The organism is Streptomyces sp. NPDC088910, from assembly GCF_044749865.1.
Taxonomy (GTDB): domain Bacteria; phylum Actinomycetota; class Actinomycetes; order Streptomycetales; family Streptomycetaceae; genus Actinacidiphila.
The window spans coordinates 46484-59982 of sequence record NZ_JBIVIV010000002.1; the positions used below are offsets into that span (position 1 = coordinate 46484).

Below are 13499 nucleotides of genomic sequence, written 5' to 3' on the forward strand. Positions count from 1 at the left end.
TGTCACCCGGCGGCCGGAGCAACGGCGGCTTCGGCCTGTACCGATGGGACTTCAGCCCCGCCGCGACGGTCCCGACCCGCACTTCCACCGCACGATGTCCGAGGCGTTCTACGTGCTCTCCGGCGTCGTCCGGCTGAACGACGGCACCGGCTGGACCGACGCGCACGCCGGCGACTACCTGTACGTCCCGCCCGGCGGCGTCCACGGCTTCCGCAACGACTCCGGCGAGGCCGCCTCGATGCTGCTGCTGTTCTCACCGGGCGCTCCGCGCGAGGAGTACTTCGAGCGGCTGGCCACCCTGGCCGAGGACCCGATGGGCGACGCGGAGCGCGACGAGTTCGTGCGCCGTCACGGCACGTACTGGCTCTGACGGCGTCCGTCACCGACCCGTCGACGCCGCGCCCGTACCGCTACCCGTACCCGTACCCGTACCCGTACGAAGGAGAGTGCCATGACGACCGCAACGGGCGACCCCGCCGCGTCGCTCACCGAACTCACCGAACTCACCGACCGCTGGGCCGAAGTCGAACGTACCGGCGACGCCGACGCCCTGGCCGCGCTCGTCACCGACGACCTCACGACGGTCGGACCGTTCGGCTTCGTCCTCGACCGCGGGCAGTGGCTCGATCGCTACGGCGGCGGCGACCTCGTGACGTACGCGTTCGGCTGGACGCTCGACTCCATCCGCGTACACGGGGACACCGTGATCGGAATCGGCCACGCCCGCCACGACTGCGCGCACCGCGGCCAACGCGCCGGGGGCGACTTCCGCGTCACCGTCGTCGCCGTCCTCGCCGACCGTGACGCAAGCGGTAACGGCGGTAACGGCGGGGACAGCCAACTGGGCCACGCCGAGCTGCCGCCGACGTAAGCCTCGTAGGAGCCGAAGCCCAGCTGTCCGGCCCCCTCGGTCAGCGACAACGGCCGCCTTCGACCGCGACCGGCTCCATCATTTGGCGCGGTGAGGCAGGGCGCGGATACGGTCATCCTCGCGGCTTGCCGGGAAGAACCTGTGCGGGCCGCGACAGGGGAGGGAACGAATGCGCACCACACTGCTTCGCCGGGCGGCTTCTGCGGCCGTTGCGCTGGGGCTTTCCACACTCGGCCTGGTGGCGGCGGGCGCCGCGCCCGCACAAGCCGCGGTCGGCGACTGCCCCTCGGGGTACTTCTGTGCCTGGAAGGACGACAGGGGCACAGGGCCGATGTTCAAGACGAACACGAGCAAAGCGACGCTGGGCACCTGGAACAACAGTTTCGCCCTGGTCATCAACCGCTCGGCCCTGATCGCCTGCACGTTCGACGACCCGAACTACGGGGTCGCGCACGGCTACGGATTCTGGGCGCCCCGACAGAGCTACCCCACGGGCATGCGCCCCTACATCAGCTCGTTGAAGCTCGTCCGCACGCTGCGGGAGTGCGAGGGCCCCGCCTATCCGTACTGGGACGCGGCGACGGCGCCGAAGCTGTCCGGATTCGGGGACATGAATGCCGACCGGAAGTCGGACCTCCTGGTCCGTGATCCCGTCGGACGCCTGTGGTTTCTGCCTGGTGACGACACTGGGCGCCTGGTCGGCTCCGGTGGCTGGAACAGCATGAACGCCCTGACCCGGCACGGTGACTTCAGCCGGGACGGGCGCGAGGACGTGATCGCCCGTGAGGCGTCCACCGGCAAGCTGTGGCTCTACCCCGGCACCGGCACCGGCGGGCTCGGCACGCGCAAACTGATCGGCACCGGCGGCTGGAACAGCATGACCAAGATCACCGCCTTCGGTGATCTCTCCGGGGACGGCCGGGCCGACCTTGTCGCCGTGGAGAAGTCCACCGGCAAGTTGTGGCTCTACCCCGGCACCAGCGCCGGCGGGCTCGGCACGCGCAAGCTCATCGGCACCGGCGGCTGGAACAGCGTGAACGCCCTGGTCGGTGCCGGTGACATGAACGGTGACGGCCGCCCCGACCTGATCGCCCGTGAGGCGTCCACCGGCAAGTTGTGGCTCTACCCCGGCAGGACCGGGTCTGTCGGGTCGCGTGTGCTGATCGGCACCGGCGGCTGGAACGCGATGAGTTCTCTCATCGCTGTCGGCGACTGGTCGGCTGATGGTCGTGCCGACCTTCTCGCGACGAGCGGCGACTGGCTGGTCCAATACCGAGGGCTGGGCACGGGCGGTCTGCGCGCCGCCGAGCGGTACAACGCCAGTTGGTGGGGCTTGGACAGCGGCGCCTTCTGACCGACCGCGAGGGTCTTCGCCTCGGGGCGAAGGCCCTCCCGAGAGGTTGGGGCGGGTCCGACGGTGGGCGTGGCGGGCCGGGGGGGCGACGAGTCCGGATGGCGTTCCCGGGAGGACGGCGCCGGTGAGTTGGGCAGCGGGGCCCCTGGTGAGGTGAGGGGGAAAGCCCCGAACCCGCCCTCGCGGTCTCGGATCTGCACGGTGGTGATGTGCTGGGCGACGTACGCCGGTACCTGTACGCGGTGCTGAGCTGCGCTGTCCGGTGGGGAGTCGAACCCCCGCGTCGCTCTTCACGCGGACCACCCCTCAGCGCGACGCGTACGGCTTCGGCCGCCGACGCTCCGGACGGTTCCGCCGCGGCCGGGGGAGGGATCCCCGTACAGGCCGCGACGGACCGCGGAGAACCGTCGGAGCGGGCGGCTCAGGCGGTCGGGAGGAGGGCGACGACGTCGATTTCCACGAGGATGTTCATGAGGTCGGAGCCGACGGTGGTGCGGACGGGGTAGGGGGCGGTGAAGAAGGGGCGGTAGGCGGCGTCGAAGGCGGCGAAGTCGCGGTGGAGGTGCTGGAGGTGGACCGTGACCTTGACGACGTCGTCGAGGGTGAGGCCGCGCTCGGCGAGGACGGCGGTGAGGTTGCGGAGGACCTGGCGGGTCTGGTCGCCGACGAGTTCGGGGACCTCGCCGGTGAGGGGGTCCTTGGGGCCGAAGCCGGCCGTGTAGAGGAAGCCGCCGGCGACGACGCCCTGGCTGTAGGCGCCGGCGGGCTGGGGCGCGTGGGCGGTGTGTACCGCTTCCTTGGTCATCCGGTCAGATCCCCGTCCCGCTCGTTGGCCTCGGCGAAGTGGCGCAGCTTGTCCTCGTCCACGCTGACTCCCAGGCCGGGCCCTGTGGGTACTCGCAGACGGCCGTCCGCGAGGTGCAGCGGCTCGATGATGTCATCGGCGTGCAGGTAGTACATGCTGTCGATCGCGCGGGAGAGCACGGGGGTGCTGGAGACGACCGCGAGATGCGCGGCCGTCGCGATGCCCAGTTCACCGCCGCTGTGCAGGTTCATGCCGAGCCCGAACGTCTCGCAGTGGGCGGCGAGCGCCTTGGTGGCGGCGATACCGCCCCACTTGTAGACGTCGCCGTGGATGACGTCGACCGCGTTGAGCCGCATCGCGGGGGCGAAGTCCTCGAACCGTACGACGCACATGTTGGTGCACAGCGGTATCCGGACCTTCGCCTTCACCTGGCCCATGCCCTCGATGCCGACGCAGGGGTCCTCCAGGTATTCGAGGTCCAGCTCCTCGAGGGCGATCCCGGCGCGTACCGAGTCCGGTACGGACCAGGCCGCGTTCGGGTCCACCCGCAGATTGATGCCGGGCAGGGCGGTGCGCAGCGCCCGCAGGATGGCCACGTCGCCCGCGACATCGGTGGTGCCCTTGAGTTTGACGGCGCTGAAGCCGCCCTCCTCGACCACCCGCGTCGCGTGCTCGGCGAGCTGTCCCGGCAGGGCGGCGGCGCTCGCGCCGGGCGCGTCGGCGCGGGTCACCAGGGCGGTGATCGGCACCTCGTCGCGTACGGGACCGCCCAGCAGGTCGGTGAGCGACTGGCCGGTGGCCTGGCCCATGGCGTCCCAGCAGGCCACGTCGAGGGCGGCGATCGCCGCGTACCCGAGGTAGCCGTGGAAGAAGGGCACCATGTGCTGCTTGCGGTGGAAGCTCTCCAGGGCGAACGGGCTGGTGCCGATCAGATCGTCGGCCATCGCCCGGACGATCGCCGCGACGGGCCGGCCCCACATCGTCTCGCCCCAGCCCTCGACACCGTCGTCGGTACGGATCCGCACGACCGTCCTGGTCTCCCCGGTCTTGGTCTCGAAGGAGCTGGTGAACGGGTTGAGCAGGGGCAGATTGACCACCCATACGTCGACGTCAGTGATCTTCATTCTTCTCCTCAGCTCGGATGGTGGCCGCGTCGGGGACAGCGGTGGCCGCGTCGGCCCTAGGTACGGTGACCGCGTCAAAAGGCCCCGCGGTCGCCTCGTCAAAAACCCCCGCCGTCGCCTCGTCAAAAGCCCTGATCGCCCGCGCGAGCCCCACCGCCCGGTCGGCCAGCAGCCGGCGCCCGGCCCCCGCGTCCGCGCCGGAGGCGTCGTCGGTCGATCCGCCGACCCGCGCCCACTCGCCGTGGCGCTCCACGGTCAGGCCCGGATACGGCGGGTTGTCGAAGAGCGGCGGCGGATCGACCGGGGCGCGGGCGGCGACCGGGGTACGGACGAGCTCCGGGTGGGCGGCGAGCATCAGGGAGGTCTCGAACCAGCCCGCGTGCCCCGGAGTCACCTCGGGCCTGCCCCCGTCGGGCTCGCCGTCACCGGACGTGACCGTCCAGTACGAGCAGGCCGCGACGGTGACGTCGGCGCGCAGCGCGAAGCGCTTCACGGCCAGCCGCATGATCTCGTCGTTGCCGCCGTGCCCGTTGACGACCATGATCCGCCGGTAACCGCTGGTCACCAGGGAGTCCAGGACGTCGTCGAGTACGGCGCCGAGCGTGGCGGCGGACAGCGAGACGGCGGCGGCGAACAGGTGGTGCGGGCTGTGGCCGAACGGGAGGGCGGGCAGCCGTACGAGCTCCGAGGGCGTCGGGTCCCGGTCGAGCAGCGCGGCGGCGGCGTCGAGGACGGCCTCGGCGAGGAGCGTGTCGGTGCCCATCGGCAGGTGGGCGGCGTGCTGCTCCTGCGATCCGATGGGCAGCAGGGCGATTCCGGTCGCCCCGGCCCCGCGGACTTCGCGCCAGGTCAGCCGGGTCAGATCTCTCACAGCGCTACCTCCCGGAAACCGTGTCGTGGCAGAGTCGGCGCATGGTCCATGAAGGTTCTCCGTTGCGGCTGGTGCCCGAGCCCGCGCCGGGGACGGTCGCGCCCCGGCCGCCGCGGACGCTCGGAGCTGTCGAACTGGTGCCCGGACGGGTCCGGGCGGCGGTGCTGACGATGTCCGGCGCGGTGCTGCGCCGGGCCGAGGCGTCGTACGACGCCGCCACGGCCCTGCCCGCCGACATCGACGCGGCGCTCGCGCTGGCCGCCGAGGTCTTCGCCGGGTACGAACCGGTCGGGGTCGGCGTGGCGGCGGCCGGGATCGTCGATCCCGGCGCCGGTCTGATCACCGAGGTCAACGACGTACCGGCGCTGCACGGCTATCCGGTGACCGCCCGGCTCGCGGCGCTGACCGGCGCCCCGGTACGGGTCGAGCACCGGGCCAGGCTCCAGGTGCTCGGCGACCGGTGGTTCGGCGCCGGGCGTGGCCGCCGTACGTTCGCGTCGGTGTCCACCGGTGAGGTGCTGGGCGTCGGCATCCTGTACGACGGCCAGGTGCTGGCCCCGGCCGGCGGGCGCAGCGGCGCCCATATGACGGTGTCGGCCAGCGGCGAGGCGTGCACCTGCGGCGGGCGCGGCTGCTGGAAGACGGTGGCCACCACGCGCTGGCTGCGCGAGCGCGCGCGGGCGGCCGGGCTCGGCGACGGCGCCACCCTCGCCGCGCTGGTGGAGCGCGACGACGAGGCGGCCCGCCGGACGGTCGAGGAGTACGCGGAGAACGTCGCCCTGGGGCTGATCAACGTCCAGCACTTGTTCGCGCCCGGGCTGTTCGTCCTGCACGGCGAGGCGCGCGAGGGCGGTGAACGGTTCCGGACGCTGATCGAGGAACGGCTGCGCTCCGACGTCGCCTCGGCCGGAGCCTCCGCGGGGGCCGAGCTGCCGCAGGTGCTGGTGAGCGGCGCGGCCGTGGACGATGTGGCGCTGCTGGGCGGCGCGGGGCTGGTGCTCTCCCACCTCTAGGCCCGGCCCCGTCGCCGAACCCGCCTCCGGACGCACCACACGCCGCACCTCAGGTCCCGCTTCGGACCCCACCTCTAGACCGCCTCCGTACGGGGGCGGGACCGCGTACGGCGGGCGCGGCGCGGGTCGGGTACGGGCACGGCGTCCAGCAGCTGCCGGGTGTACGGGTGCCGCGGATCGCCGAAGACATCGGCCGCGGCGCCGACCTCCACCAGCTTGCCGTGCCGCATGACGGCGACCCGGTCGGCGACCTGCCGGACGACGGCGAGGTTGTGCGAGACGAAGACATAGGTGAGGCCGAGGCGCTGTTGCAGCTCCGCCAGGAGGTCGAGCACCTGCGCCTGCACGGAGACGTCGAGCGCGCTGGTGGGTTCGTCGAGCACCACGAGCCTCGGTTCGAGGGCGAGCGCGCGGGCGATCGACACGCGCTGGCGCTGACCGCCGGAGAACTCGTGCGGGTAGCGGTCCTGGATCGTCGCGGGCAGGCCCACCGACTCCAGCAGCTCGCCCACGCGTTCGCGGGTACGTGCCCGGCCGCGTCTGCCGCGGGCGTCCGGATCGTGGGTGATCAGCGGTTCGGCGACGATGTCGGAGATCCGCATGCGCGGGTTCATGCTGGAGTACGGGTCCTGGAGGACGACCTGCATCTGGCGCCGTACGGACCGCAGTTGGGCCGGGGAGAGGGCGGCGAGATCCTGGCCGTCGAACCGGACGCTTCCGGCGGTCGGCTCCATCAGCCGGAGCAGCAGCCGGGTCAGGGTGGTCTTGCCGCAGCCCGACTCGCCCACCAGGGCGAGGGTTTCGCCCTCGGTCACGGTCAAGGAGACGTCGTCGACCGCCACATGGACCGGCCTGCCGCCGAACTCCTTGCGCAGTCCGTCGAGTTCGAGCAGCGTCATGCCGACTCCAATCGTGGGGTGGCGTCCAGCAGCCGCCGTGTGTAGTCCTCGGCGGGGTGGTCGAAGACGTCCATGACGTCCCCGCTCTCCACGACCCGGCCCGCGTTCATGACCACGACCCGGTCGGCCGTCTCCGCGACGACTCCGAGGTCGTGGGTGATCAGCACGACGGCCATGCCGTGCTGTTCCTGGAGTGCGACGAGCAGGTCGAGGATCTGCCGCTGCACGGTCACGTCGAGCGCGGTGGTCGGCTCGTCGGCGATGAGCACGCGCGGCCGTCCGACCAGCGCCGTCGCGATCATCACGCGCTGGCGCAGGCCGCCGGACATCTCGTGCGGATACTGCCGGTAGCGCCGCTCGGGGTCGGGGATGCCGACCTCGTCCAGCGCGGCGACGGCCGCCTCCTTGGCCTCGGCGCGGGAGACGCCCCTGTGGTGCCTGAGCACTTCGGCGACCTGGGCGCCGACCCGCTGGAGCGGGTCGAGGCTGGTCATCGGGTCCTGGAAGATCATGGCGATGTCGTGGCCGCGGACCGCGCGGAGTTCCTTCTCGCTCACGGCGAGCAGGTCGCGTCCCCCGAAGCGGATCTCGCCGCCCGCGTACACGCACGGCGGCTCGGGGTTGAGGCGGAGCACCGACAGCGCGGTGGCCGTCTTGCCGCTGCCCGACTCCCCCACCACGGCGAGGGTTTCGCCCGCGCCGACCTGGAGGCTGACGCCCTGGACGGCGTGCACGGTGGAGCTGTCGAGCCTGAAGTCGACGCTGAGATCGGTGATGTCGAGTACGGGTTCGGGGCGGGCGGGTGCGACCCCGGCCCGTGTCGTACGGTCGCTCGGCCTCGTAGGGTCGGTCGGCTTCGTGCGGTCGCTCGGCCTCGTAGGGTCGGTCGGCCTCGTGCGGTCGGTTGTCATCGGCGGTACGCCTTCGGGTCCGCGACGTCGCGCAGGGCGTCGCCGGTGATGTTGACGGCGAGCGAGGTGACCATCAGGGCGATGCCCGGGAACACCGCGACCCACCAGGAGGTGCCGAGGTAGAGCTGGCCGTCGGCGAGCATCGAGCCCCAGGTGACGGTCTCCTTGGGTACGCCGAGTCCGAGGTAGCTCAGCGACGCCTCGGCGACGATGGCCGCCGCGATGTGCAGCGTGCCGATGGTGGCCAGCGGCGCCATCACGTTGGGCAGCAGGTGGCGGCGCATGATCGCGCCGTCGGTGACACCGATCGCGCGGGCCTCGGTGATGAAGTCGCGCGAGCGCAGCGACATCACCTCGGAGCGCACGACGCGGGCGTACGAGACCCAGCCGGTGAAGCCGAGCACGAGGATCACGTACCAGAGCCCGGAGCCGAGGAAACCGACGACGGCCAAGGCCAGCAGGATGGAGGGGAAGGCCAGTTGGACGTCGGCGAGCCGCATGAGCACCCGGTCGAGCCAGCCGCCGAAGTAGCCGGAGGCGAGTCCGACGGCGGTGCCGATCACTCCGGCGAGCAGCGCCGCGCCCGCGCCGACCAGCAGCGAGATCCGGGTGCCGTAGATGACGCGGGAGAGCATGTCGCGGCCGAGCTGGTCGGTGCCGAGCAGATGGGCGCCGCTGCCCCCGGACTGCCAGGCAGGCGGCTTCAGCCGGAGCAGCAGGTCCTGGGCGTTGGGGTCGTGCGGGGCGATCAGCGGTGCGAAGACCGCGAAGACCAGCATGACCGTGAGTACGGCGAGCGCGACGACGGCGAGCTTGTTGCGCAGCAGGGTCCGCAGGGCGGCGGCGCGCGGGCCGGGCCCCGCCGCCGTCGCCGGTGCGGCGACGGCCGGTGATGTGACAGTCATCGGGACGTCCTCACCCTCGGGTCGAGGAAGCTGTAGGAGAGGTCGACGAGCAGGTTCACCACGACGAAGGTGGCGGCGAAGAACAGCACGGTGGCCTGGACGAGCGGGAAGTCGCGGTGCGAGATGGCCTCGATCGTCAGCTGTCCGACGCCGGGCCAGGAGAAGACCTGTTCGGTGAGGATCGCGCCGCCCAGCAGGCTGCCGACCTCCAGGCCGACCACGGTCACCACCGGCAGCGACGCGTTGCGCAAGCCGTGGGTGAGCACCACCTTGACCGGGCCGAAGCCCTTGGCGCGGGCGGTGCGGATGTGGTCGGAGGACAGGACGTCGATCAGCGAGGAGCGCAGCAGCCGCGCGACGACGGCGACGGAGTACACGGCGAGGGTGACCGCGGGCAGCACGAGGTTGGCGAACGTGCCGTAGCCGGAGGCGGGCAGCGCGTGCAGTCCGACGGCGAAGACCAGGATCAGCAGGATGCCGACCCAGAACGGCGGGGTCGACTGGCCGAGCAGCACGCCGGTCATCACGGTGCGGTCGGAGGCCCGGCCGCGGCGCATCGCCGCGAAGATGCCCGCGGGGACCGCGACGACGAGCGTCACCACCAGTGCGGCGGCGGCCAGTTGGAGCGTGGCGGGCAGCCGGTCGGCGAGCACGGTGCGTACCGGCTCGTTGTAGAAGAGGGAGTTGCCGAAGTCCAGGCGCGGCAGCCCCCACAGGAAGTCGAGGTACTGGGTGAACAGCGGCCGGTCCAGGCCCAACGACCCCCGCAGCACGGCTTCTTGCTGGGCCGTCGCGTCGGGCGGCAGCAGCAGCTTGACGGGGTCGCCGGAGAGCCGGACGAGGAAGAACGAGACGGTCGCCGTGCAGAGCAGGACCAGCAGCGCGGTGCCGAGCCTGAGCAGGACGGTGCGCAGCAGCCGCAGTCCCGCGCGGTCGCGGGTGCGTTCCCGCGGCTCGCCGTCGGCGGCGGACGGCCGCCGCTGGAGGGAGATGTCGGTCATCGGGAGACCTCCGCGCTCGACATGTCGAGGACGCCTGCGGGGCCCGGCTTCCAACGCGGCCGTCGGTTGCGGGCGTAGATGTTGTCGAGCTGGTAGAGGAAGACGAACGGCGCTTCTTGCTGCATCAGCCGTTGCAGGTCGGCGAACGCCTGGGTGCGCTTGGCGGGATCGACGGAGAGTTCCTCGATGTCGACGAGGCGGTCCGCCTCCTTCGAGTGCCACCTGCTCTGCCTGCGGTCGCTGCGGACGTTCGACTGGATCATGCTCTCGCCGTCCAGCGTCCAGATGGTGCTGGCGGCCAGGTACATCGGGCCGAGCGCCGAGTGGTTGGTGGAGGTGAGCCGGCTGGCGTACGTGCCGGGGTCGAGGAGGCTGACCTTGGCGCGTACACCGGCCTTGGAGAGGAGTCCGGACAGCGCCTCGGCGACGTTGGAGTCGTTGTTGGAGGCGGTGAGCGTGGTGCTGAAGCCGTGCGGGTATCCGGCGTCGGCGAGCAGCGCGCGGGCGGTCTCCACCGAGCGGGTGAACGGCTTGACCGAGGGGTCGAAGCCGAAGGCGCCGTGCGGGATCATCGCGGGCACCTCGCGCGCCTTGCCGCCGAGCACCGCCTTGATCAACAGGGGTACGTCGATGGCGTGGTTGAGGGCCTGGCGCACCCGCCGGTCGCTGAGCGGCCCCTTCTCCAGGGTGTTCAGGGACAGGTACGAGGTGCGGATGCCGGTGTAGGCGTCCAGGGTGACGCCGGGGTAGCCGTCGAGCTGCTGCGCGGCGTCGGGGGTGAGTCCGGCGACGAGGTCGACGCCGCCGCTCTGGAGTGCGGCGAGCGAGGACGAGGCGTTGGGCGCCGGGCGGAAGACCAGTTCGTCCACGTGCGGGCGGCCTGACCAGTGCTTCGGGTAGGCCCGCATGCGCAGTTCGTGGTCGCGCTGCCAACTGACGAACGTGAAGGGCCCGGTGCCGACGGGGTGGGCCGCGAAGCCCCGGTCGCCGACCTCCGCGAGGTAGCGGGGCGGCACGACGACGCCGCCGAACAGGGAGAGTTTGTCGGGCAGGATCGGGTCGTGCAGCGTGGTGTGGACGTCGATGGTGAGCGGGTCGACCACCGAGACGCTCTTCACGTACCGCAGTTCGACGATCGGTGACTTGGTCTTGGGGTCGAGCAGCCGCTCGATGGAGAACTTGACCGCCGCCGCGTCGCACACCTCGCCGTTGTGGAACGTCACGCCGGGGCGGAGCGTGAACCGCCAGGTGCGCTCGTCGCGCGCCGTCCACGTCAGCGCGAGCCGCGGGTGGAGGGTGGTGTCCTGCCCGCGGGTGGTGAGGGTGTCGAACATGTTGATCAGGGCGTTCATCGAGACCATGTCGCCCTGCTTCTGCGGGTCCATGGTCACCGGGTCCCCCGGCTGCGAGACCCGCAGGACGTTGCCCGCGCCGCTCGCCGGGTTGGCGCCGCATCCCGTCAGCAGCCCGGGCGCGGCGATGGCCGGCACGAGCAGGCCGCCGAGGCGCAGGACGTCGCGGCGGCGCGGACGGCTGCGGTCCACGGCCCGCCCTTGACGTATTCGTTCCATTGAACAACACATCCGTTCCGGCAGATGGAATGCGGTTGGGTTAAGCTAAGCGACATGTCGAAAGCGGTCAACACCCGAGCCAGCGAGCAAGAGCCCGCGAAGGGTCCCGTCGACAAGGCGATGGAGGTGCTCGAAGCGCTCGTACAGACCGGTGGCCCGCACCGGTTGGGCGATCTCGCACGACGCACAGGACTGACCAAACCGACCGTCCACCGCCATCTGAGAACGCTGGCCGAGTACGGCTTCGCCCAGCCCGCCGAGGGCGGCAGCTACCGCGCCGGACCCCGGCTGCTCGGGCTCGCCGCCGCCGCGCTGCACGACAGCCGCGACCTCGCGCTCGCCCGCCCGGTCCTGGCCGACCTGCGGCGGCGCACCGGACTGCTCGCGCAGTACGCCGTACGCCACGGCGACGAGGCCGTCCTGCTGGCGGAGTCCGAGCCCGCCAGCGAGTACCGGATGAGCGGGCGGCCGGGCGGCCGGGTCCCGCTGCACAGCAGCGGGGTGGGGCTCGCGATGCTCTCCGCGCTGCCGCCGCACGAGACGGCGGCGCTGCTGGACGCCGGACCGCTGGCCGCGCGCACCCCGCGCACCCTCACCGAGGCCGCGGAGCTGCGCGCGCTGCTGCGGGACGCGGCGAGCACCGGTTACGCCGTGGACGACGAGTACGACGAGCCGGACGTACGGTCGGTGGCCGCGCCGGTCCTCGACGGCGAGGGGCGGGTGGTGGGCGCGATCGGCGTGCGCGGCCTGACCTTCACGCTGGACGAGCGGAGTGCGGAGATGTTCGGTCCGATGGTGCGGGCGGCGGCGCGGACGGTGTCGGGGGGGCTGGGCGGTGTGGGCGGCCCGGGTCGCGTGGGCGGCTCGGGTCGCGTGGGCGGCTCGGGTCGCGTGGGCGGCTCGGGCGGTGTGTCGGGCAGGGGCCCGGTCGGCGCGGCGGGAGGCATCTTGGGCAGCGTGCCCGCGACGCCGTTTCTTGTGGTGGACACCGAGGCGGGTGAGCTGGCGTGAGCGGGGTCGGGGACGAGTTCGGGGCCGGGGTCGGGGGCGGGGCTGACGTCGAGGCCGGGGCTGACGCAGGAGTCGGGGACGGGGCCGGTGTCGGAGTCGGAGCTGGCGTCGGGAGCGCGCTCGGGGAGATCGTCGCCGCCGGGCGTACGCGCCGCGCGTACTCGGGCGCCGCCTGGTCCGTCGGTACGGCGGCGGGTCCGCTGGACCGCGGCTGGACCGGCACCCGCGCCTGGGACGGACCCGCCCTCAACGGCGACGAATTGTGGGACCTGGCGTCGGTGACGAAACCCGTCGTCGGCCTCGCCGTGATGGCCCTGGTCGACCGCGGCGCGCTGGACCTCGCGGGCACCGTCGGACGGTATCTTCCGGCCTACCGGGGCGGCGACAAGGCGGATCTCACCGTACGGCACCTGCTCACGCACACCTCGGGGTTGCCGGGCCAGGTCCAGCTCTACCGCGAACACCCCACGCGCGAGGCCCTGTTGGAGGCGCTGCGCCTCCTGCCGCCGCGCTCGGCGCCCGACACCCGGGTCGAGTACTCCTCCCAGGGCTTCATCCTGCTCGGCCTCATCGCCGAGAGCGCGGCGGGCGAACCGCTGGACGCACTCGTGGACCAACTGGTCTGCGCGCCGCTCGGGTTGAAGGACACCGGCTTCAACCCGGACGAGGCGGGCCGCGCGCGGGCCGTCGCCACCGAGGACTGCCCCTGGCGCGGACGCGTGGTGGCGGGCGAGGTGCACGACGAGAACGCCGTGGTCATGGGCGGAGTCGGCGGCCACGCCGGGCTGTTCGCCCCTCTCGCGGACGTGGAACGGCTCGGCCGGTCGCTCGCGGGCGGCGCGCGCGAACTGCTGCGCCCCGAGACCTTCGCCGAGATGACGGCCCCCCACACCGACCACCTCGCCCTGCGCCGCGGCCTCGCCTGGCAGGGCCAGGACCCGGTCGGCTCCCCCGTAGGCCCCTCCCCCGGCCCCGACTCCTTCGGCCACACCGGCTTCACCGGCACCAGCCTCTGGATCGACCCCGCCACCGCCCGCTACGCCGTCCTCCTCACCAACCGCGTCCACCCCTCCCGCACCGCCGACGGCATCACCGCCGTCCGCCACGCCTTCCACACGGCGGCGGCCACTGTGGAGTGACGGGCCGTCAACTCCTTGGACGGC

General features: G+C 72.3%; 14 protein-coding genes. 6 read left to right on the forward strand and 8 right to left on the reverse strand.

The window, feature by feature from the left end:
- Positions 1-43 precede the first annotated feature (43 nt).
- The 3 genes from ACIP4Z_RS04805 to ACIP4Z_RS04815 all read left to right on the forward strand — a co-directional run bounded on the left by ACIP4Z_RS04805 (position 44) and on the right by ACIP4Z_RS04815 (position 2225).
- Positions 44-370: a cupin domain-containing protein gene (locus ACIP4Z_RS04805; protein ID WP_401305120.1), complete on the forward strand. Its 327-nt coding sequence runs from the start codon at positions 44-46 to the stop codon at positions 368-370.
- An 81-nt stretch (positions 371-451) separates the two neighbouring features.
- Positions 452-871 (forward strand): nuclear transport factor 2 family protein, encoded by a 420-nt coding sequence (locus ACIP4Z_RS04810; RefSeq protein ID WP_401305122.1) that lies wholly within the window; start codon positions 452-454, stop codon positions 869-871.
- Between the two features lie 169 nt (positions 872-1040).
- Positions 1041-2225: an FG-GAP-like repeat-containing protein gene (locus ACIP4Z_RS04815; protein ID WP_401305124.1), complete on the forward strand. Its 1185-nt coding sequence runs from the start codon at positions 1041-1043 to the stop codon at positions 2223-2225.
- 421 nt (positions 2226-2646) lie between these two features.
- Here ACIP4Z_RS04815 and ACIP4Z_RS04820 read toward each other — a convergent pair whose 3' ends face one another.
- The 3 genes from ACIP4Z_RS04820 to ACIP4Z_RS04830 are packed head-to-tail and all read right to left on the reverse strand — an operon-like array spanning position 2647 to position 5025.
- A complete protein-coding gene (locus ACIP4Z_RS04820; RefSeq protein WP_391042420.1) occupies positions 2647-3030 on the reverse strand; it encodes a Rid family hydrolase in 384 nt (127 codons plus the stop codon).
- Positions 3027-4154: a mandelate racemase/muconate lactonizing enzyme family protein gene (locus ACIP4Z_RS04825; RefSeq protein WP_401305127.1), complete on the reverse strand. Its 1128-nt coding sequence runs from the start codon at positions 4152-4154 to the stop codon at positions 3027-3029. The genes ACIP4Z_RS04820 and ACIP4Z_RS04825 overlap by 4 nt, the downstream gene beginning before the upstream one ends.
- Positions 4141-5025 carry a creatininase family protein gene (locus tag ACIP4Z_RS04830; protein ID WP_401305129.1) on the reverse strand — a complete coding sequence of 295 codons (885 nt, stop codon included), beginning with the start codon at positions 5023-5025 and terminating at the stop codon, positions 4141-4143. The genes ACIP4Z_RS04825 and ACIP4Z_RS04830 overlap by 14 nt, the downstream gene beginning before the upstream one ends.
- Before the next feature lie 41 nt (positions 5026-5066).
- Between ACIP4Z_RS04830 and ACIP4Z_RS04835 the strand changes: the two genes are divergently transcribed.
- On the forward strand, positions 5067-6038 hold the full coding sequence (locus ACIP4Z_RS04835) for an ROK family protein (RefSeq protein ID WP_355335832.1): 972 nt from the start codon (positions 5067-5069) through the stop codon (positions 6036-6038).
- 74 nt (positions 6039-6112) lie between these two features.
- On the opposite strand, the gene ACIP4Z_RS04840 is transcribed toward ACIP4Z_RS04835, so the two are convergent.
- The 5 genes from ACIP4Z_RS04840 to ACIP4Z_RS04860 are packed head-to-tail and all read right to left on the reverse strand — an operon-like array spanning position 6113 to position 11325.
- Positions 6113-6937 (reverse strand): ATP-binding cassette domain-containing protein, encoded by an 825-nt coding sequence (locus ACIP4Z_RS04840; RefSeq protein ID WP_391042418.1) that lies wholly within the window; start codon positions 6935-6937, stop codon positions 6113-6115.
- Entirely contained in the window at positions 6934-7848 is a 915-nt protein-coding gene (locus ACIP4Z_RS04845) for an ATP-binding cassette domain-containing protein (protein ID WP_401305132.1), read from the reverse strand. The genes ACIP4Z_RS04840 and ACIP4Z_RS04845 overlap by 4 nt, the downstream gene beginning before the upstream one ends.
- Positions 7845-8753, reverse strand: coding sequence for an ABC transporter permease (locus tag ACIP4Z_RS04850; RefSeq protein ID WP_401305134.1), 909 nt, complete (start codon positions 8751-8753; stop codon positions 7845-7847). The genes ACIP4Z_RS04845 and ACIP4Z_RS04850 overlap by 4 nt, the downstream gene beginning before the upstream one ends.
- Positions 8750-9754 (reverse strand): ABC transporter permease, encoded by a 1005-nt coding sequence (locus ACIP4Z_RS04855; protein WP_355335820.1) that lies wholly within the window; start codon positions 9752-9754, stop codon positions 8750-8752. The genes ACIP4Z_RS04850 and ACIP4Z_RS04855 overlap by 4 nt, the downstream gene beginning before the upstream one ends.
- Positions 9751-11325, reverse strand: a complete 1575-nt coding sequence (locus ACIP4Z_RS04860) for an ABC transporter substrate-binding protein (RefSeq protein WP_391159153.1) — start codon at positions 11323-11325, stop codon at positions 9751-9753. Before ACIP4Z_RS04860 ends, ACIP4Z_RS04855 begins: the two co-directional genes overlap by 4 nt.
- A 54-nt stretch (positions 11326-11379) precedes the next feature.
- Between ACIP4Z_RS04860 and ACIP4Z_RS04865 the strand changes: the two genes are divergently transcribed.
- Positions 11380-12336, forward strand: coding sequence for an IclR family transcriptional regulator (locus ACIP4Z_RS04865; RefSeq protein WP_401305137.1), 957 nt, complete (start codon positions 11380-11382; stop codon positions 12334-12336).
- A gap of 128 nt (positions 12337-12464) precedes the next feature.
- Positions 12465-13475, forward strand: a complete 1011-nt coding sequence (locus ACIP4Z_RS04870; RefSeq protein ID WP_401305977.1) for a serine hydrolase domain-containing protein — start codon at positions 12465-12467, stop codon at positions 13473-13475.
- The last annotated feature ends 24 nt before the right edge of the window (positions 13476-13499 follow it).